Source organism: Bacillus sp. 11C, assembly GCF_055486375.1.
Genome location: NZ_JBUPVZ010000012.1, coordinates 74,170 through 91,881, shown reverse-complemented (window position 1 = coordinate 91,881; position 17,712 = coordinate 74,170). Strand labels below are relative to the sequence as shown.

General features: G+C 45.6%; 16 protein-coding genes. 2 read left to right on the top strand and 14 right to left on the bottom strand.

The window, feature by feature from the left end:
• Positions 1-4: 4 nt before the first annotated feature.
• From ACY3LV_RS16215 to rmgP, 3 genes are read right to left on the bottom strand one after another with little or no spacing between them, the layout of a single operon-like run.
• Positions 5-508 carry a lipoprotein YteS gene (locus ACY3LV_RS16215; protein WP_464864173.1) on the bottom strand — a complete coding sequence of 168 codons (504 nt, stop codon included), beginning with the start codon at positions 506-508 and terminating at the stop codon, positions 5-7.
• Positions 505-1,626 (bottom strand): unsaturated rhamnogalacturonyl hydrolase, encoded by a 1,122-nt coding sequence (gene rmgQ / locus ACY3LV_RS16210; RefSeq protein WP_464864181.1) that lies wholly within the window; start codon positions 1,624-1,626, stop codon positions 505-507. The genes ACY3LV_RS16215 and rmgQ overlap by 4 nt, the downstream gene beginning before the upstream one ends.
• Before the next feature lie 7 nt (positions 1,627-1,633).
• Positions 1,634-2,599, bottom strand: coding sequence for a polygalacturonan/rhamnogalacturonan ABC transporter permease (gene rmgP / locus ACY3LV_RS16205; protein WP_333517352.1), 966 nt, complete (start codon positions 2,597-2,599; stop codon positions 1,634-1,636).
• Between the two features lie 216 nt (positions 2,600-2,815).
• Here rmgP and ACY3LV_RS16200 point away from each other — a divergent pair, with 216 nt between their 5' ends.
• On the top strand, positions 2,816-5,131 hold the full coding sequence (locus ACY3LV_RS16200; protein WP_333562028.1) for a helix-turn-helix domain-containing protein: 2,316 nt from the start codon (positions 2,816-2,818) through the stop codon (positions 5,129-5,131).
• Positions 5,132-5,164: 33 nt separating this feature from the next.
• On the opposite strand, the gene ACY3LV_RS16195 is transcribed toward ACY3LV_RS16200, so the two are convergent.
• The 11 genes from ACY3LV_RS16195 to ACY3LV_RS16145 form a co-directional block, all read right to left on the bottom strand.
• Positions 5,165-6,661 carry an extracellular solute-binding protein gene (locus ACY3LV_RS16195; RefSeq protein ID WP_464864172.1) on the bottom strand — a complete coding sequence of 499 codons (1,497 nt, stop codon included), beginning with the start codon at positions 6,659-6,661 and terminating at the stop codon, positions 5,165-5,167.
• 23 nt (positions 6,662-6,684) lie between these two features.
• Positions 6,685-7,545, bottom strand: a complete 861-nt coding sequence (locus ACY3LV_RS16190; RefSeq protein ID WP_148962471.1) for a carbohydrate ABC transporter permease — start codon at positions 7,543-7,545, stop codon at positions 6,685-6,687.
• A 207-nt stretch (positions 7,546-7,752) separates the two neighbouring features.
• Complete coding sequence (locus ACY3LV_RS16185; RefSeq protein ID WP_148962382.1) at positions 7,753-8,514, bottom strand: NAD-dependent epimerase/dehydratase family protein; 762 nt, start codon at positions 8,512-8,514, stop codon at positions 7,753-7,755.
• Positions 8,515-8,589: 75 nt separating this feature from the next.
• A complete protein-coding gene (locus tag ACY3LV_RS16180; protein ID WP_464864171.1) occupies positions 8,590-9,777 on the bottom strand; it encodes a cytochrome P450 in 1,188 nt (395 codons plus the stop codon).
• A 67-nt stretch (positions 9,778-9,844) separates the two neighbouring features.
• Entirely contained in the window at positions 9,845-10,852 is a 1,008-nt protein-coding gene (gene bioB / locus ACY3LV_RS16175; protein ID WP_414956486.1) for a biotin synthase BioB, read from the bottom strand.
• A 2-nt stretch (positions 10,853-10,854) separates the two neighbouring features.
• Complete coding sequence (gene bioD / locus ACY3LV_RS16170) at positions 10,855-11,550, bottom strand: dethiobiotin synthase (protein ID WP_333562032.1); 696 nt, start codon at positions 11,548-11,550, stop codon at positions 10,855-10,857.
• Positions 11,547-12,716 carry an 8-amino-7-oxononanoate synthase gene (bioF, locus tag ACY3LV_RS16165; protein ID WP_464864170.1) on the bottom strand — a complete coding sequence of 390 codons (1,170 nt, stop codon included), beginning with the start codon at positions 12,714-12,716 and terminating at the stop codon, positions 11,547-11,549. The genes bioD and bioF overlap by 4 nt, the downstream gene beginning before the upstream one ends.
• Positions 12,706-14,052, bottom strand: coding sequence for an adenosylmethionine--8-amino-7-oxononanoate transaminase (gene bioA, locus ACY3LV_RS16160; RefSeq protein ID WP_464864168.1), 1,347 nt, complete (start codon positions 14,050-14,052; stop codon positions 12,706-12,708). The genes bioF and bioA overlap by 11 nt, the downstream gene beginning before the upstream one ends.
• The gene (gene bioW / locus ACY3LV_RS16155; protein WP_464864167.1) at positions 14,042-14,803 is read right to left on the bottom strand and encodes a 6-carboxyhexanoate--CoA ligase; all 762 of its coding nucleotides are present in this window, start codon (positions 14,801-14,803) and stop codon (positions 14,042-14,044) included. Before bioW ends, bioA begins: the two co-directional genes overlap by 11 nt.
• 200 nt (positions 14,804-15,003) lie before the next feature.
• Positions 15,004-15,504, bottom strand: a complete 501-nt coding sequence (locus ACY3LV_RS16150; RefSeq protein WP_148962388.1) for a hypothetical protein — start codon at positions 15,502-15,504, stop codon at positions 15,004-15,006.
• Positions 15,505-15,558: 54 nt separating this feature from the next.
• On the bottom strand, positions 15,559-16,458 hold the full coding sequence (locus ACY3LV_RS16145; protein WP_464864166.1) for a dienelactone hydrolase family protein: 900 nt from the start codon (positions 16,456-16,458) through the stop codon (positions 15,559-15,561).
• A gap of 217 nt (positions 16,459-16,675) precedes the next feature.
• Here ACY3LV_RS16145 and ACY3LV_RS16140 point away from each other — a divergent pair, with 217 nt between their 5' ends.
• Positions 16,676-17,710: a LacI family DNA-binding transcriptional regulator gene (locus ACY3LV_RS16140; RefSeq protein WP_464864165.1), complete on the top strand. Its 1,035-nt coding sequence runs from the start codon at positions 16,676-16,678 to the stop codon at positions 17,708-17,710.
• Positions 17,711-17,712 lie beyond the last annotated feature (2 nt).

The following is a 17,712-nucleotide window of genomic DNA, read 5'->3' as shown; positions in this document are numbered from 1 at the left end:
ACCTCTATCGGGCTTCAGTTAGTTGGGAAATCAGCTGCAGCGCTTCCTCTGTTTTTTTAGTGTACACAGGGATAAACGCCGCCATATTGCGATTCAATCGAAAAGAATAGCCGTTCAGCTGTTTTTTCCCTTTTTTGATCTGAACGGCATAGACCGTTTTTTCTCCTGTTTTTTGATCAACAGTTGTATAGGGAGATGTTTTTTCAGGCGGCAATCCGTCTAACGGCTGAAAATTTTCCGGATCATCATACGCTTGAAACATGTCTTCAGGCACGATGAAAACATCTCCCTCACGAGCGGTGATTTCAGTCAGCAGTTTTTCCGGAAAGGCTGGAAAGATATCCACCTTCCCGGCCTTCTGCCCAGCGGCCTCTTTTATGTTTTCCTGTACGCCAGCCTGCATATCAGAAAAGAGGATGACATGCAATCCATCCTTCCTGCTTGAGCATGATGCCAAAAAGAGAATTGAGATGATCACACACAAAGCCGTACGTGTACTTGGTATCATTTCCCCGCTGACCTAAAAAGAGGCTCCAGCTCTGTCATGGCCAAAATAAACGCACCGGCCCCATGCAGGTCATTTATGCTTCTTTCGCGGCTGACATAATAGTCATAGAAACCGGCCGACGTGCCGACACATATATCTTTGACAAGAAACGCACCGTCTTCTGCCATCTCGGTTTTCTGCTGAATCAAACCTTGATACGCTTTGAACAGTGTTGTTTCGTAAGCTCTGTCAAGATATCCTTTATTGATTCCTTTCGCGATTGCGTACATGTACAGACAGGATCCTGAGCTTTCCAGCCAGTTATCGGCTCTGTCGCCTTTGTCAACGATCTGGTACCATAATCCCGACTCCTTGTCTTGATAGCGGCAGATGCTTTCGACCATGTCCTGCAGCGTTTTTTTCCACACGTGACGGTTTGGATGCTTCTTCGGCAGCTCTTCAATCATGTCAGCAAGAGATATCACGTACCAGCCGATAGAACGCGCCCAGAATTCCGGAGAACAGCCTGTCTCTTCATTGGCCCATGGCATTTTTTTCGCTTCATCCCAAGCGTGATAAAAGAGCCCGGTTTTTGAATCCTTTGTATGCTTTCTCATCAGCGACTCCTGAAGCACGACCTGATCAAACAACTCCGGCTCCTGCTTCAGATTGGCATATTTCAGCGCGAACGGCCCGCCCATGTATAAGCCGTCAAGCCACATTTGGTAAGGGTAGCCGTCCTTGTGCCAAAAACCATCCTCAGACGTCCGGTTCAGTGTCCCATACAAGCTGCGCAGCCTTTTTGCCGCTTTGACATACCGCTCATCCTTCGTCGTTTCGTATAATGGAAAAAGAAGAAGACCCGCTTGAATGGCGTCAAGCTCATCTCTTCTAAATAATAGATTGCCATAATCATCAATTAAGAGATCTGCGTAGGCCTTCACATACTCAAAATACCGCTTTTGCCCGGTTGCTTCCCACAACCGCAATACCCCGCATAAGAAAACACCCTGATGGTAGTGCCAGCGGTTTGCAGGCGGCAACTCCTCCACTGTGTACGTGTCCATAATGGTGTTTGCCAATGCCTCCGCGTACGTAAGAGGTGATTTTACGGCGATTGATTGATCCATTGATCCCATCCCTTTCTTAATAGATTCCTTCCTCGCCAAATTTCTTCGCCAAACGATTCGCAAGCATAACCAAAATCAGCCCGACCGCCGCTTTAAAGACGCCGACTGCTGTACTGTAGCTGAATTGGCCCTGTTTCAGCCCCGCAGTATAAACGTACGTATCAAAAATTTCCGCCACTTCCCTATTTGTCGCATTTAACAGTAAATACACATGCTCGAAGCCAAGCTCCAGCGTATCCCCGATTTTTAAAATCAGCAAAACGACGATGACACTTTTGATGGCGGGCAGCGTAATATGCCACATTTGCCGCAGCCGTCCCGCTCCGTCCATTTTCGCCGCTTCATACAGCTGAGGGTCAACCGCTGTAATGGCCGCAAGATAAATGATCGTCGACCAGCCCGCTTCCCTCCAGATGACCTGCAGAATATACAAGGGCCGGAACCATTCTTCATTCAGCAGAAAATTGATTTTTTCGCCGCCAAAAAACACAATCAGCTCATTAATCAAGCCTCCGTCTACCGTTAAAAGCACAAACGAAAGCGATACAACGATGACCCAAGACATAAAATGCGGAATATAAATCAGCGTCTGAACAAATTTTTTAAAGAGAGCCAGCCGCACTTCGTTTAATAGAAGCGCCAGCAGAATCGGCACCGGGAAAAATATAACCAGGTTTAAAGCAAATAACACGAGCGTGTTTTTTAACAGGAGAAAAAATGTAGGCTCTGTAAACAGCCTGATAAAATGCTTCAGCCCGACCCATTCGCTGCCCAAAATGCCGAGAAACGGCTGATAATCCTGAAACGCAATCACAATTCCCCACATCGGGACATACTTGAATAGCAAAAAATAAATACAACCCGGCAAAATCATCATATACAAATATTTCTGCTGGACCAGCTTGTTTAGTAAGCGCTTTCTTTTTTCTTTTTTTAAAATGACTGCATCAACAGCCGGCACTTGCGCTTCTGCTGTTTTCATCTTTCCCAAGCCTCCTTTCACGGGTTCTTGCATTCACTGTAGCGCAGCAGGCAAAAGTCCGTCTACAATCATATGATCACATCCTGTCTTATCCCTTTATGATAAAGGATTCAGCCATTCCATCTAAAAAAAAGACACCAATATTAGAAAATGATTATTGACAATATCTATCAATCTTTGGATTAATTGTATTAAGGTGAAAGCCGATGTTATGAAATGGGGGGTTTTATGAAAAGAAGCCAATACAAGTTTTATTACAAACTGATCACGTTTTTCTGCCTGCTCAGCACCATTCCGGTCATTCTGGTCGGATTGTTTTCGTACGAGCACTCGCAGAAAACGGCTATCTCCAACGTTTCGGAGGAAAAACTCGACACACTCCAGCAGACCCAGCAAAGCATCGAGCATATATTAAAAACCGTCGATCACTCTTTAACCCACTATGTGAGTTCGCCGCCTCTCCTTCGCACACTGTCCGAGCCTTTGCACTCTGACCAATTTCAAATCTATAACCAAGTGAACCAAGAGCTCAACTACCTGCAAAGCTTCGATACCGACCTGTCCAACATGACGCTAGTCAGCTATATGAAACAATGGTACATGAACAATTCCGGCTTATACCGTTTGAATACAGACTCTCTTCATGAAGCAGCCGCAGCATACACGACACACAAAGCGAGCCGCTCGTATTGGACGCTTGAAGAAAACAATCATTTAATTTCGACAAAGGAAGGGACCTCAGAAAACTGCCGCTACAATATCAATTTAATTAAACAGCTTCCTCTGAACAGCACAAATACAAAGGGATTGGCCGCCGCAAGCATCCCGAGCTGTTCGCTTGTCAAAAACATGCCCGACTATTCAAATGCCAATAACCTGTTTATCATTAATGAAAAAGGCCGCATCATCCTGCATAACAACATGTCTGACATCGGTGAAACTCTTCAGAACGACGACTTTGTCCAAAAAATGCTGGCGCAGACCGCCAAAAGCGGGCAGTTTGAAACCGTTATTGACCGGATTCATTATAAAGTCACCTATCAAAGATCCGACTATAACACATGGACTTATTTCTCTCTCGTTTCCTTGCCTGAACTAAAAAAAGAAGCCAAGTCAATCGGCTGGATCACTTTTACGGTATGCTTTATTTTGTTAGCGCTTTCATTATTATTCTCTTGGCTTGGCTCCCGCCATTTTTACAAACCGATCCGTCTGCTTTACGAATCATTCGCAAGGCACGGTGCCATACCAGAAAAACAGCCGCCTCAAAATGAATTTGAGTTAATTGAACAGAGCTTTATGCAGCTGAAGGACAGAAATGACGACCTTGAAGAAATGATGAAACAGCAGGCGACCCATCTGCAGCAATATTTTATGGTCAGGCTCATGCTTGGAAAACTGACGGATGAAGAGGTCAATAACCGTTTTGAAAGCCTTGGTTTAGAGCAAAATTGGCGGCATCTCGCCCTGCTCGTGCTTCAAATTGATTCGCTGAATCATACGCCTTATGAGAAAAAAGATATGGATCTGCTTTTGTTTGCCGTCAACAGCATGATTGAGCGAAACATCCCGTCGGACAAACATCTCACACCCGCTGTCGTTGACAAACAGCAGGCAACGATTTTGATCAATCAGAACGGGACAAAGGAAGCATTCATAGCTGAGCTGAATGAGACTGCAAGGATGATACAGGATAAGGCGGAAGCGGAGCTGCAGCTGTCTGTCAGCATCGGCATCAGCCAGCCGTTTGATGCGCTGGTAAACGCGAAAACAGCCTATGCAGAAGGATCAGAAGCGTTGAAATACCGGCTCAAAGCGGAAAACAAATCGATTATCTTTTACGAAGACCTTGACCAGAAAAAAACCTTCAACACCCATTTTCCAAAACAGCTTCAGCATGAGCTGTTTGATGCCGTAAAAGAGGGGGACAAGGAGAAAGCGGACATATGCCTGCACGCAATTTTGCAATCGATCTTCACCCAAAACACCAATCCGTACCAATTCCAAATCGCAATCGCCCGCTTTTTGAACCATGTGATTGAACTGATGCATGTACTCGGGATCGAATTGTTTGAGTTTGAAGAAAATAAAATGCTGTACGATCAAATTTTCGAGCTGAAAACGTTCGAGGATACCGAAAACTGGCTCAAGAATGAGTTCATTGATCCGATGACAGACAAAGTGAACGCCCGCGCGGATGCCCAGTACAAAAACATTTCCGACAATATCATTCATATCATCCACCATGAGTTTGAATCCGATTTGACATTGGATGAAATCGCCCGCAGGCTGCATTACAACCCAAACTATTTAAGCAGCATATTCAAAAAAGAAATGGGCATTTCATTCAGCGAGTATGTCTCCGGCTACCGCCACCATATGGCGAAAAGCTGGCTTGCCGAAACCGACATGGCGGTAAAAGACATTGCCGAAAAACTAAAATACAAAAACTCGCAAAACTTTATCAGGTCATTTAAAAAGCTGGAGGGGATTACACCGGGAAACTACCGCCAGCAAAAAAGAAGCATGTAAAAACCCAAAACCGCGTTTTGGGTTTTTTACATGTTATTTTGCCTGTTTAAACGCTTCTTCGTATTCCTGAATAATCTGCTTCCCGCCGCTTGATGCCCATTTTTCCACTTCTTTATCAAACTGGCTTTCTGTGATGTCTCCTATTATATATTTATAGGTCGCGTCATCAATGATTTTCTTCAGTTCATCTCCCCGTTCCGACTCCGCGGCGGAATACAAGCTTTCAGCAGGGTTTGAGACGATGATCTTTTCATTATCTTTTGTCAGCTCCTCGTACGCCGTCCGAAGCGGATCCCCAGTGTTTTTTAAGTAGGCTTTATCAATGGCGATTAAGCCGGACAACGGCTGAATATCAGTCTGCCAGTCTTTCACTTGGCTTTCCTTGCGTGTGAACGTTTTGCCCTCTCCTTTGTTGTAATGAACGCCGTCAATACCGTAAGTCATCAGGCTATAGACGTCTTCTTCAGCGGCTCGGTCGAAAAACGCCAAAATCCTTTTAAGCTCCGCTTCTGTTTTCACACTCGTTTTCGGGAAAGCAAACACGCCGTTATGGCCCCCTGACGCCCACACCCGCTCTTTCCCATCCGGGCCTTTTATGCGGTTGATGATCTCAAGGTCCATAGACTTATCAGAGGCATGGTCGCGCAGATTGACCGCATCTACCATATTCCCAATATAGATGCCGGCTTTTCCTTGAGAAAACAGCTCCTGCTGCTGGGTTTTGCTTGTGACGGGAAAATCCTTATTCATATAGCCGTTATCACGCAGTTTTTTCATGTAGTTCATTGTGTCTTTGTATTCCTGCGTCATGAAATCAGGCGTGAACTTGCCGCCTGATTCCTTCCAGTCTGTCGGCATGCCTTCATACGAGCCAAGTGTTTTAAACGCGCCGTAAATGAAGTCATTGCGGTCTGTCAGTCCGAATGTATCGTCTTTCCCATCCTTATCCGGGTCGTCCTCCGTAAACGCTTTGGCCACTTCATAAAGCTCATCAAGCGTTTCCGGCGTTTTCAAATTCAAATTGTCCAGCCAGTCCTTCCGAATGACGATCCCTTGTCTGGAGAGCGGACGTTCTCTGTATACCCCGTAGAGCTTGCCGTCGATCGTCACGTTTTTATTAATAAGTTTGTTCATTTTGCTTAAGTTGGGGTAATCTTTGATATAATCGCTAATTTCCCAAAACATTCCTGATCTGAAGGCATTCATGACTGACGAATTTTTAATATCCTGGATGGTCACGATTTGCGGAAGATTGCCGGCTGCAAGCGCCGCATTCAGCCTGTCTTCTTTCACCGCGTCAGGAACCCAGGTGATGTCCAGTTCTGTATTTGTCAGCTTTTCAATTTCTTTAATCGCCCTGTCTTTCGGCGGCTGCTGGTGATACAAAATCGCCATCCAAGACAGCTTTACCTTTGAATCCGAGTCAGCTTTACCCTCAGCCGAAGACTGATCAGCCCCTTTACAGCCCGCCATCACTCCGCCGAGTGCAAATACAAGCACAATCAAAAGCACCCTCCATTTGTTTCCCATCGTACCCCTCCGTTTCATATTCATTATCCTTTGACAGATCCCAGCAAAGCTCCTTTTGCAAAATGCTTTTGTATAAAAGGATAGACAAGCAGAACTGGGATAGTCGCCACCACTATGACCGCCATTTTGATGGTTTGCTCGGGCGGCGGACTGCTCGACCCCATTTCTGACATATCCCCCTGCATCCCGCTTGATACAATCACGATTTGGCGTAAAAGCACCTGAATCGGCCATTTTGCTGAATCATTTAGGTACAAGATCGCCGTCATATACGTGTTCCAATACGTAACCGCATAAAATAGCGAGATCGTTGCGATCGCAGGAAGAGACAGCGGCAGCACAATTTTAAAGAAAATGCCCAGATCATTGCACCCGTCGATTTTCGCCGACTCTTCCAGGCTTGACGGGATATTTTGAAAGAAGTTTTTCAAAATGATCAGGTTAAAGGCATTAATGGCTGTCGGCAAAATGAGCGCCCAGTAAGAATCGAGCAATCCAAGCGATTTGACCACAAGGAAAGTCGGAATCATGCCGCCGCTGAAGAGCATCGTAAATACGACGAGAAACATGAGCGGCTGCCGGCCGATTAAATCACGGCGGGATAACCCGTAAGCCATCAGTGATGAAAGAAACATGCTGACCGCAGTGCCTATCACTGTCACAAACACAGAAACAAGCAAACTCTTATAAATAATATCTGTTGAAAAAATGTAACGATAAGCATCAAGCGAAAAAGTGGTCGGTATTAAAATAAATTTTTTCGACACAACTTCTTCTACTGTGGCGAAGGATGCCGCGATGACATGAATAAACGGTAGTACGCATATTAAAGCGAACATCAGCAAAAACCCGTAAATCAAAATATCAAACAGGCGATTTTTCAGTGAATGCGCGATAGCTCCCACCTCTCTTTTGTAAGCGTTATCATTCTTTTTTAAACGAGCTGCAGCATGTGACGATATCGTGTCTAAAATGTAGCAAATCTGTGATTGCCATGTCTATAATCATTTGAACAGAGTCCCTTTCGCTGCGGGGCTTGCCGTGAATGAGAACTGATGACAAAAGAAAAAGAGCATAATCTTAGAAAATGATTATGCTCCGTTCTCTTCCTCTTCCAGAAGTTCGGATGTATTGATTTGGGGCGAAAAACCGAGTTCGTTAACAGCGGATGCAATAGACCACGGCCGGCCCTGGTTGTCAGAGACGGCGTAATACGTGCCGTACCGGATATTGGTTTCAATGGCAGCTTTGAAAATCGAAAGTAAATCGGGATGAGACAGTAGCGTCTTTTTCACCCGTTCTTTTTCATGCAGCGTATCCATTTCATCTGTGACGACTGTTCCGATTCGAAGGTTGATTACTGAAAGCTTATTTTCCAAATAAAATAAATGGCCGATCTGTTCAGAGGTCAGCTTTAATACACCGTACAAGTTTTTTGACAGCGGATAATCACTTGTTGTGATTTCCCGCCCTAAGAGAGAACGCCCGTCCTTTTCGTATACATCTGTGACATGGTTGCTGCTGGCGAACACGAGCTTTTGAATGCCGAGCTCCGCTGCGGCGCGGCACAAGTAATAGCTTGCCCTATAGAAAACATCCGTCATTTTCTCAAATTCATTGATGTCCATGACATCGTATTTGATTTTAACAGCCAATAAATTCAAGATCACATCTGTATCTTTCGGAATCTTCTTCAACAGCTCCCCATAATTTGCCGCGTCAGCCTGAATGGAAGAAGCTTTGCCATCGAAATGATCTTTATCAAGCACTGTCACTTCATAATCTGCTGTAAGCCCTTCAGCCAGCAGTCTTCCAATCACACCATTTCCGCCGGCGATCAGCACTTTTTTCACTGTGTTCACTCCCCTTTTTTATAGATTGCCCATTTTCGGCGGGGCTGACACTTTTTTTGGCACTCACATGCTGGTTTAGTCAAAAGTCACTGGCAGCTCTTCAAGCGCCCGAAAGCCAAAAAGCGGCCGGTATCGGCATTCAGAAACAGCGAGCTTAAGACCGGTCATTCGCTGCAGCAGGGTATGAATCGCAATTTGTGCTTCTAATCGTGCCAGCGAGGATCCTATGCAAACATGATGGCCATGTCCGAATGAGAGGTGCGGATTAGGGTTTCTGGTTATATCAAAGACATCTGCCTGCGTGAATATGTTTGGATCTCGATTGGCAGCCCCTAATAGAAGATAGATTTGTTCCCCTTGACGGATCGTCACCCCGCTAATGTCAATATCTTCTGGGGCAACTCTGGCTGTCATTTGCGTGGGGCTCTCATAGCGTAAACATTCCTCAATTGTGGTACCGATCAGATCAGGGTTTTCTTTTAGCTTCAAAAGCTGTTCTGGATGCCGCAGCAGACAAAGGATTGAATTGCTGATAAGATTGACCGTTGTCTCATGTCCGGCAATCGCCAGGAGTATGCACGTAGATGCCGCTTCCTCTTCCGTCAGCTTATTCTTTTCTGTCCCATTCAAAAGCATGCTGATCATATCCTGTTTAGGATGGCGTTTCCGCTTTTGAATCAGCTCTCTAAAATATGCCATAGCCTGTACAGCGATATGATTGCCCTCTGTTAAAGCCTTTCTTGACCGGGTAAAATCAATCGTTTGAACGAGACTTAAAGCCCATTCTTTTAATTGCTCCCTATCTTCGGCCGGCACACCTATCATGTTAGCAATGACGTAGCTTGCCAAAGGAAAAGCAAAGTCCGAAATGACCTCCATCTTTTTTTCAGCTTGCACTTGATCTAGCAAGTAGTGGACAGTTTCATCGATATACGGGCGATAGCATGCTGACATTCTTGGGGTAAACGCTCCGCTGGCCATCGTCCGCAATCGCCTATGATCAGGCTGATTCTGAAACAGCATCATTTGATTTTGTACATGTTTAAGATCTTGATATTTGATTGACGTTTCCGGCAGCGGAGCACGAACTTTGAATCTCGCATCTTTTAAAATAGCTGCCGCTTCTTCATATCCTGTAACGTACCAGCCCGGGTATTTCAAGAAACTCCCTTTATATATAGGATGAACAGCGCGCAATGTTTCGTAAAAAGGATATGGGTTTTTCAAAAACGCAGAGGATGCAGTTTGAAATGCAATTGTCATGTGATCTTCTCCTTTTGTTCAACAATAAAAGCAATCGACATTACACCGACTGCTTTTATTGATTCTTTTAGCTTTTCACGCTTAAACTAGCCTTCATTTCTTCGACTGATTCGACTTCAAAGCCTACATCACTCAGCATTTTATGGTCCTCCGTCTCCTCCTGTCCGGCAGTTGTTAAGTAATCTCCGACAAAAATGGAGTTAGCGGCGTAAAGACCCAATGGCTGCAATGAGCGTAGATTGACCTCTCTTCCTCCGGAAATGCGGATTTCTTTTGACGGGTTGATAAAACGGAACAGCGCCAGCACTTTTAAACAATACAGCGGATTTAATTCGTTAACGCCTTCTAATGGCGTGCCGTCAATCGCATGTAAAAAATTCACCGGAATGGAATCCGCATCAAGGACCTTCAAGCTTTTGGCGATGTCGATGACGTCCTGTTTCGTCTCCTTCATTCCGATAATGGCGCCTGAACACGGAGACAGCCCTGATTCTTTTGCCACTTCAACCGTATTGACCCTGTCATCGTATGTATGTGAAGTCGTGATGTTGGAATGGTTTCTCTGTGACGTATTCAAATTATGGTTATAGCGGTCTACTCCGGCTTCTTTCAGCCGCTTCGCCTGCTCCGGCTTTAACAGCCCGAGGCACGCACAAACCTTCAGTCCATACGTCTCTTTAATTTCCTGCACCGCGTCTACGACCTGATCCACTTCTCTGTTGGACGGCCCCCTGCCGCTTGCCACGATACAATATGTGCCAATATTCAGATCGTGCGCCCGCTTTGCGCCTTCGAGAAGCGTATCCTTATTCACCATCCGGTAAGCCTGAATCGGCGCTTTCGAAATCGAAGACTGTGAACAATAGCCGCAGTTTTCCGGACAGAGTCCCGATTTCGCATTCATAATCATATTGAGCTTTACTTTTTTGCCGTAAAAGTGTTTTCTGATTTGAAAAGCTCCATGCATCAAAAGCAAGATGTCTTCATCTGGACAGTTTAATATCGAAAGCGCTTCTTCGTTGGTCACTTCTGTTCCAGCCAGCACCCGGTCTGCGAGTTCCATCCATTGATTCATTCTCATACCCCCACTTGATTCATCAGTAATGATAGATTGATATGGTCTTTTACCATATGTAGAACGGTTTCTTTCGTCACATTGGCAAGCTGTGGCGTAACCCCTAAAATCGGCACACCGCATAAGCGCTCAATCATTTCAGGATTGGTTTTTTCATCATCAGCAGGAGAAGCACTGATTCCATTGATGACAATTCCGGCGATTGGCAGACCCATGCTTTTTGCATATTGGACAGTTAAAAATGTATGATTAACCGTCCCAAGATGAGGACGTGCCACAATGATCATGGGAAGCTGCAGCGCTTTTATGACATGGCTGACTAAAAAATCCTCTCCCAACGGCACAGAAATACCGCCCGCACCTTCTACGATGAAGCATTCATGTTTTTCTCTTATCCGCTCCCAATGGCTTAAGACCTCTTCCATGGTGACAGCCTTTCCCTCCAGCTTCCCTGCAACGTATGGTGCAAGCGGCGCTTTGAAGGCAAAAGGTGTAATGTCTTCCTGAGAAAGACTCGTCTGCGACATAGACTTCAGCAGACTTGTATCGCTATCCGGATGATGGCGAGATATGCCGCTTAAAAATGGTTTAAACACCCCGACATCTCTGTTATGTTCTCGTAATAAAGCGGCAAGACCGCTAGATATAACCGTTTTCCCCACTTCTGTATCTGTTCCTGTCACAAAAAAACCCCTCAAATGATGTGCAGCTCCTTTCCAATGGAATGAAATGATGTCAGCAAATGATCAATATCACTCATTCTGTGGTCAGCGGTGATTGTTAATCTGATCCGGCTTTCACCTGGCGCAACGGTCGGCGGCCGAATGGCCGGGGCATAAATCCCCTTGTCCTGCAGCTTTTCAGCAAATGTGACCGTTTTTCGAGCATCGCCGATGACCACAGGAATAATCGGCGTGTGATCCCCTTTTACCAAATACCCCATGTCCTTCAGACTGGTTCTGATCATGTTGATATCAGAAAATAAAAGCTGCCGTTTTTCCCTGCTGGCTTCAATGATGTTGAAAGCTTCATAAGCAGCCGCACAGCTGGCTGGCGGAATGGCGGTTTGAAAGATAAATGTTCTGGCATGGTTGAGCAAGAAGTCGATGGCGACCGCTGAACCTGCGGCGAAACCTCCCTCTGCGCCAACCGCTTTGCTTAAGGTGCCGATCACAATGTCAGGACAAACGCCAAAGTATTCACTCGTTCCCCCTCCCGAATCACCCAAAACACCTGTGGCGTGGGCATCATCAACGATCACGAAGGCATGATAGCGTCTCGCAAGCGAGATGATCTGATCAAGAGGGGCAATCGTGCCATCCATGCTGAAGACCCCATCTGTTACGATAAAACGGTGCTGATAACGCTGTGTTTCGTTCAGCTTGTTTTCAAGATCATCCATATCAATATGCCGATAAACAACTGTATCAGCCTTAGACAGCCGGCAGCCATCAATGATACTCGCATGATTTAATTGATCACTTAAAATGACATCTTCTTTTTCCGGCAATGATGAAAGGACACCGGCATTGGCCAAATAACCGCTCGAAAACAGCAAAGCCGCTTCCGTCCGTTTAAAGGTGGCGATCTTTTTTTCAAGCTTTTCGTGCCAAACCGAATTGCCTGTCGTTAAACGGGAGCCGCTGCTTCCCGCCCCGAATTGCCGCAGTGCTTCTTGGGCCGCGGAGATCAAGCGGCTATGGCTTGCGAGTCCTAAATAATTGTTTGAAGACCAGACCGTTTGATTCTCTCCCTCAATGTTCCTTTCTGGAAACGGAGCCCCATTCATTGCCCGCAAATTACGGTATACGCCGGCTGCCTTCACTCTGTCTAACCGCTCGTTTAACCAGGCGTCAAGCTTCAAGGCTTGTAACCTCTTCGATCGCTTGTTTCATAATGTCAATCATTTCAGCGAGCTCTTCAGCTGTGCTGGCGAGAGGAGGCAGAAATGCAATCACGTCCCCAAGCGGCCTTGTCAGCATGCCAAGCTCTCGCATTTTTAAGGAAACTTTGTATCCGACCCGCCGATCAGCAGGATAAGGCTTTTTGCTTTCCTTTGATTGAACAAGCTCTGCGCCGCACATAAAGCCCAGCTGCCGAATATCCCCCACATGAGGAAGAGCGTACAGATCTTGAAGAAGGAAATGGAGCTTTTCACTTTTTTGCGCTACTTGTTCAACAATGTTATCAGATTCAAATAATGCCAGATTTTCAAGCGCTACCGCACAGCCAAGCTGATTTCCCGTATAGGAATGGCCATGGAAAAAAGTTTTTTGGTTTTCATAATCATCATAAAATGCCTTATAGATGTCTTCAGTGGCAAACGTAACGGCGATTGGCAAATAGCCTCCCGTAATGCCTTTGCCGGCAGCCATCAGATCAGGCTGGACATGCTCGTGCTCACACGCAAACATTTTTCCGGTACGGCCAAAACCTGTAGCGACTTCATCAACGATCATTAACACATCGTATGTTGTACATAGCTCGCGCACACCCGCCAAATATCCTTCCGGCATCACAATCATACCGGACGCTCCTTGAACCATTGATTCAATGGAAAGCGCGGCAATTTCCCCGTGATGTTCCTCGAGCAGCTGTTCAAGCTCTCGCAGGCATTCATCACGGCACTCGTCAGGATCACCGCTTTCAGAGCGGTACACATAAGGAATCGGAGCTTTGTAGCTATCAAACATTAACGGGCCGTATACGTGGTGGAACAGCTCAATTGAACCGACACTGACGGCGCCAATCGTATCACCGTGATAGCCATTTTTCATTGCAATAAATGTTTGTTTCTCAGGCCTTCCGATGTTCTTCCAATATTGAAACGCCATTTTCAAGGCGATTTCCATCGCTTCTGCACCGCTGTCTGAATAAAAGACCCGCGTAAGGTTTTTCGGGCTGATGTTGATTAATGTTTCAGCAAGCTGGGTTGCAGGAACATTGGTCATGCCCAATAACGTGGAGTGCGCGATTTTTCCGAGCTGTTTTTTTATGGCGTCATCTAATTCCTTTTTGCGGTGCCCATGGACATTAAGCCAAACAGAAGAAAAACCGTCATAGTATTCCTTGCCGTTTATGTCTTTGACTTTGATTCCATTGCCGCTTTCGATGATTAATGGGTTTTCATCATAATCTTTCATTTGGGTAAATGGCAGCCAAAGGTGCTTTTTACTGTTTTCTATCAAATCATGAGTCATGGTCTTCCTCCCACTCTATCAAAATAGGCTGTTTCTCCAGTTCATGAATGTACGTGTTGGCATCTTCAGGGCCATCAATAAAAAAGATGCGGCAGCCCTCTTCAATCCCGTATTCTTTCATTGCTGTAATACGCTGATAGCCCATTTTTTTACCCGCAACGTAGCCTGTTATGTAATCAGGGTCATCTGACCAGCATAATTCCGCAATGGTTATCGGGTGCCGGCTAACCTTTGAAGCAAGTGCAAGAGCTTCTTTTATTCTTGGATGTGCCGGCACGTGAAAGCGACTCGCCCATTTTTCAAAATTGGCGTCCGTCCAATCTATTCTGGACACCCGCGTTTGATCAACCCGCTTCCCTGAGTGAATATCAAACACAACTGCTCCTCTGACACCCGACCATTCAGGGATTTGTTCATATGCTTTTTCAATCATTTCCCGTGAAACGCCTTCTCTTTCCAGTAACAATCGGGCAAGCACTTGTCCCTCTTCCGGGGAGCTCACTTCGTGTGTATGAACTGGCAATGGCTGAATAGCTTTAATCGGTTCATGAACCTCTTCGAATTGTATTTGCATAAAATCCGGTTTTCCTCTTGAATGGGATAATCCTTTTTCTAATAAGGCATTGACTGTGCGCTTCATCTCATGAAATGGAATAAGCCGTTCTCCGCCGGATATATGCTTTCCGCCATCCTCATGAGATCCATTCATTGAAGCCCTCATTCTGACACTATAAAATGTTTCTTCTTGCATCCCATCTCGCCCTTTCACTGATAACTGAAGAACGTATATCCTATCCTATTCTAATTGTTAACCTATTATAAATAAAAGTTAACAATTAGAATATTATTATTCACATATGATTCTGTCAATATAAGAAATCTTCATTTTGTTTTGAGGCTGATTGTTGAAACGAGCAAAAAGACCGTTTTTACAGTAAAACGGTCCTAGCCTTAGATGTCTATTCCTCTTCGTTTTTTTCGATTTCGATACTTAATGAACAAGCCGATCCCATTTACCATCACCAGCCCAAAAATCGTACTGCCTAACGGCGCCCAGCCATTCTCGCCTGTGAAAAATAAGGAGAGAGCCACCTTCCCAGCGAGTGTCACATTCAATAGGATTAAACCAAATACAAGCGACCGCTTCCAGAAAGCAGCCAAAATAAAACCGAGAAAAACCATCATGAAAGAAATTGTTAAAACAGCCGAGACCGGACTGCTTAAAAGCATTTGCTCGAATTCGAGCACTTTTTGCATTTGCAAGTGAATCTTCTTAGGTTCTGGAAACCAGACCATACTGCTCATCATCAATACAAAAGTGATGATGATGCCTTTCCAGCTGCGCTTATACGCAGCATAAACCAATACGAGTAAAAAGAGGGGGCGAATATACCAGCTTAATGGATTGAGATGCCTCCGGAAAGCCCAATCCAAAATATCTTGTACTTCCATTGGTTCCACATCCCTCGCTCAAGTCTGCGCCTTTCTGCCAGTTTCCCGTAACCGTCACAGCCGCTTTTGCAAAAACCGGACAGCTTCATGCCTCATGACGGCCGTTTCGAAATGCCCTGAAGCGGAACGGGCCACCCGATAACAATCAGAAGCTCCCTGTTCAGCATACACAGCTGACAATTCTTTTTCGATTTTGTTCACACCCTCAGCCGGCGTTAACCGGTCGTGTGCACCCACAAGGCTAAGGTGCGGGCGCGGCGCGATCAGGCTTTGGATTTCAGATGCGGAAAAATATTTTGCAAGCGACGGGACGTAATAATAAAAGCCGTGCCGGTCAAGGTTCTGTGTTTTCATCAGCACATGATGATCTACCTGGCTGCACAAATCCACACACACCTTGATCCGGTCATCAAGCGCCGTAGTCCACCACGCCATCAATCCTCCCATAGACATGCCGATGGTTCCGATTCTGTCAGGCTGAACATCAGGGCGAGACTGCATATAGTCTAGCGCTCTTAAACTGTCATAAATCATCATGCCCCACATCACTCTTCCGGTAAGAAGCATTTCTTTAAAAATCTCGCTTTCCGCTTTTCCCCGCCGATCTCCAAACCCCCAATGATCAATCGCAAGCACGCTATACCCGAGAGAAGTCAGCTCACTGGCAAAAGAAGGCGCTTTCAAGTAGTCTGCTCCTTCAATCAGTTCACTTTTTCCCTTGTCATACCGCCCCCCATGCGAATGCTGAAACAATACGGACGGACACGGTCCATCTGCGGACTCCGGCTTCACAAAATAAGCAGGCACCTTTTCATGTCCGTTTAAGTCGAGCAGGAGCGTTTCAATGATATTTCCTTCTCTTTCTTCAATACGTAATGTCTCCGCCCTAATTTGCCTCCGATCAGGCAAATCTCCAAGCAATCGAAACAGCTGCTTTCTTCTTTCCTCTCTCATTCCATCATCCTTCCTTATTCGCTTACTTCACATTTACGAGACAGAACTGGTTTACCCTTTATTTTTTCAAACTAAATCGCATCATTTACTAAATGTTTAGTAAATATAACGAAATATTCCGAAAATAATTGTTGTAACCGCTTACTTTCACATGATAATATCAATTTATAAAAAACAGACGAGTTCATATTTTACTAAATAGATGAGAGGGATTACCATGGTTCGGATTAAAGATATCGCCTTAAAAGCTAATGTTTCCAGTGCGACTGTTTCCAGGATTTTAAATGAAGATGAGTCGCTTTCTGTTGCGGGCGAAACGAGACAAAGAGTCATCACTATCGCTGAAGAGCTCGGCTATCAAACGGTTGCTAAACGCCGGAAAGCCCGCGGGCAAAAACAGCGGACCCAACCGCTGATCGGCGTACTGAGCTGTCTGTCCCCTGATCAGGAACGGCAGGACCCTTATTTTTCTTCGATTCGCAAAGGCATTGAAAAAGAATGCTTTGAACAGGAAATTTTCATTACAAATTCGATTCATCTCGGTTCCTTTCAGGAGCATATCTTTCGGGAACTGGATGGTGTCATTGTCATCGGCCGTGTTCATGATGAAGCAGTTAAGCATATCAGCGGAAGGCTGGAGCATGCCGTATTTATCAATCATTCTCCTGATCCGCAAACATACGATTCGATTGGCATTGATTTTGAATCCGCTTCACGCCAAGCGATTGATCACCTTTTCGGCCTTGGTTACAAACGGCTAGGTTACATTGGCGGACAGGAAAAAGAGCATACGCTGAAGGACGGCCAAAGCATCTGCAGAACAATTGAAGACAAACGGCTGACCGCCTTTTTGGAGTCCGCCGTCCCCCAGCCTGAGCATGTGCTGATCGGAGAATACAGCATGCGTGAGGGTTATCGCCTGATGAAGAAAGCAATCGCTCAAGGTAATCTGCCGGAAGCATTCTTTATCGCCAGCGATTCCATGGCGATCGGCGCATTAAAAGCGCTCCAGGAAGCCGGACTGCAAGTGCCGCCGGATACAGCGATCGTCAGCTTTAACGGCATTGAAGAAGCTGAATTTGCCAGCACGCCATTAACAACGGTGAAGGTGTACACAGAGGAAATGGGCCGTACAGGCGTAAAACTGCTGCTTGACCGCCTAAATGGCCGAACGCTTCCTCACCATGTCACCATGCCCACAACATTAATCGTGAGACAAAGCTGCGGCTGTACAACTAAGGAGATGACATAAGA

Excerpts from the sequence above, each read along its gene's own strand:
- rmgP (WP_333517352.1), bottom strand. The coding sequence starts at position 2,599 with ATGAAAACAGCAGAAGCGCAAGTGCCGGCTGTTGATGCAGTCATTTTA.
- ACY3LV_RS16195 (WP_464864172.1), bottom strand. The coding sequence starts at position 6,661 with ATGGGAAACAAATGGAGGGTGCTTTTGATTGTGCTTGTATTTGCACTC.
- ACY3LV_RS16150 (WP_148962388.1), bottom strand. The coding sequence starts at position 15,504 with ATGGAAGTACAAGATATTTTGGATTGGGCTTTCCGGAGGCATCTCAAT.
- bioB (WP_414956486.1), bottom strand. The coding sequence starts at position 10,852 with ATGAATCAATGGATGGAACTCGCAGACCGGGTGCTGGCTGGAACAGAA.
- ACY3LV_RS16200 (WP_333562028.1), top strand. The coding sequence starts at position 2,816 with ATGGGGGGTTTTATGAAAAGAAGCCAATACAAGTTTTATTACAAACTG.
- rmgQ (WP_464864181.1), bottom strand. The coding sequence starts at position 1,626 with ATGGGATCAATGGATCAATCAATCGCCGTAAAATCACCTCTTACGTAC.
- ACY3LV_RS16180 (WP_464864171.1), bottom strand. The coding sequence starts at position 9,777 with ATGACAATTGCATTTCAAACTGCATCCTCTGCGTTTTTGAAAAACCCA.
- ACY3LV_RS16145 (WP_464864166.1), bottom strand. The coding sequence starts at position 16,458 with ATGAGAGAGGAAAGAAGAAAGCAGCTGTTTCGATTGCTTGGAGATTTG.
- ACY3LV_RS16140 (WP_464864165.1), top strand. The coding sequence starts at position 16,676 with ATGGTTCGGATTAAAGATATCGCCTTAAAAGCTAATGTTTCCAGTGCG.
- bioW (WP_464864167.1), bottom strand. The coding sequence starts at position 14,803 with ATGCAAGAAGAAACATTTTATAGTGTCAGAATGAGGGCTTCAATGAAT.
- bioA (WP_464864168.1), bottom strand. The coding sequence starts at position 14,052 with ATGACTCATGATTTGATAGAAAACAGTAAAAAGCACCTTTGGCTGCCA.
- ACY3LV_RS16215 (WP_464864173.1), bottom strand. The coding sequence starts at position 508 with ATGATACCAAGTACACGTACGGCTTTGTGTGTGATCATCTCAATTCTC.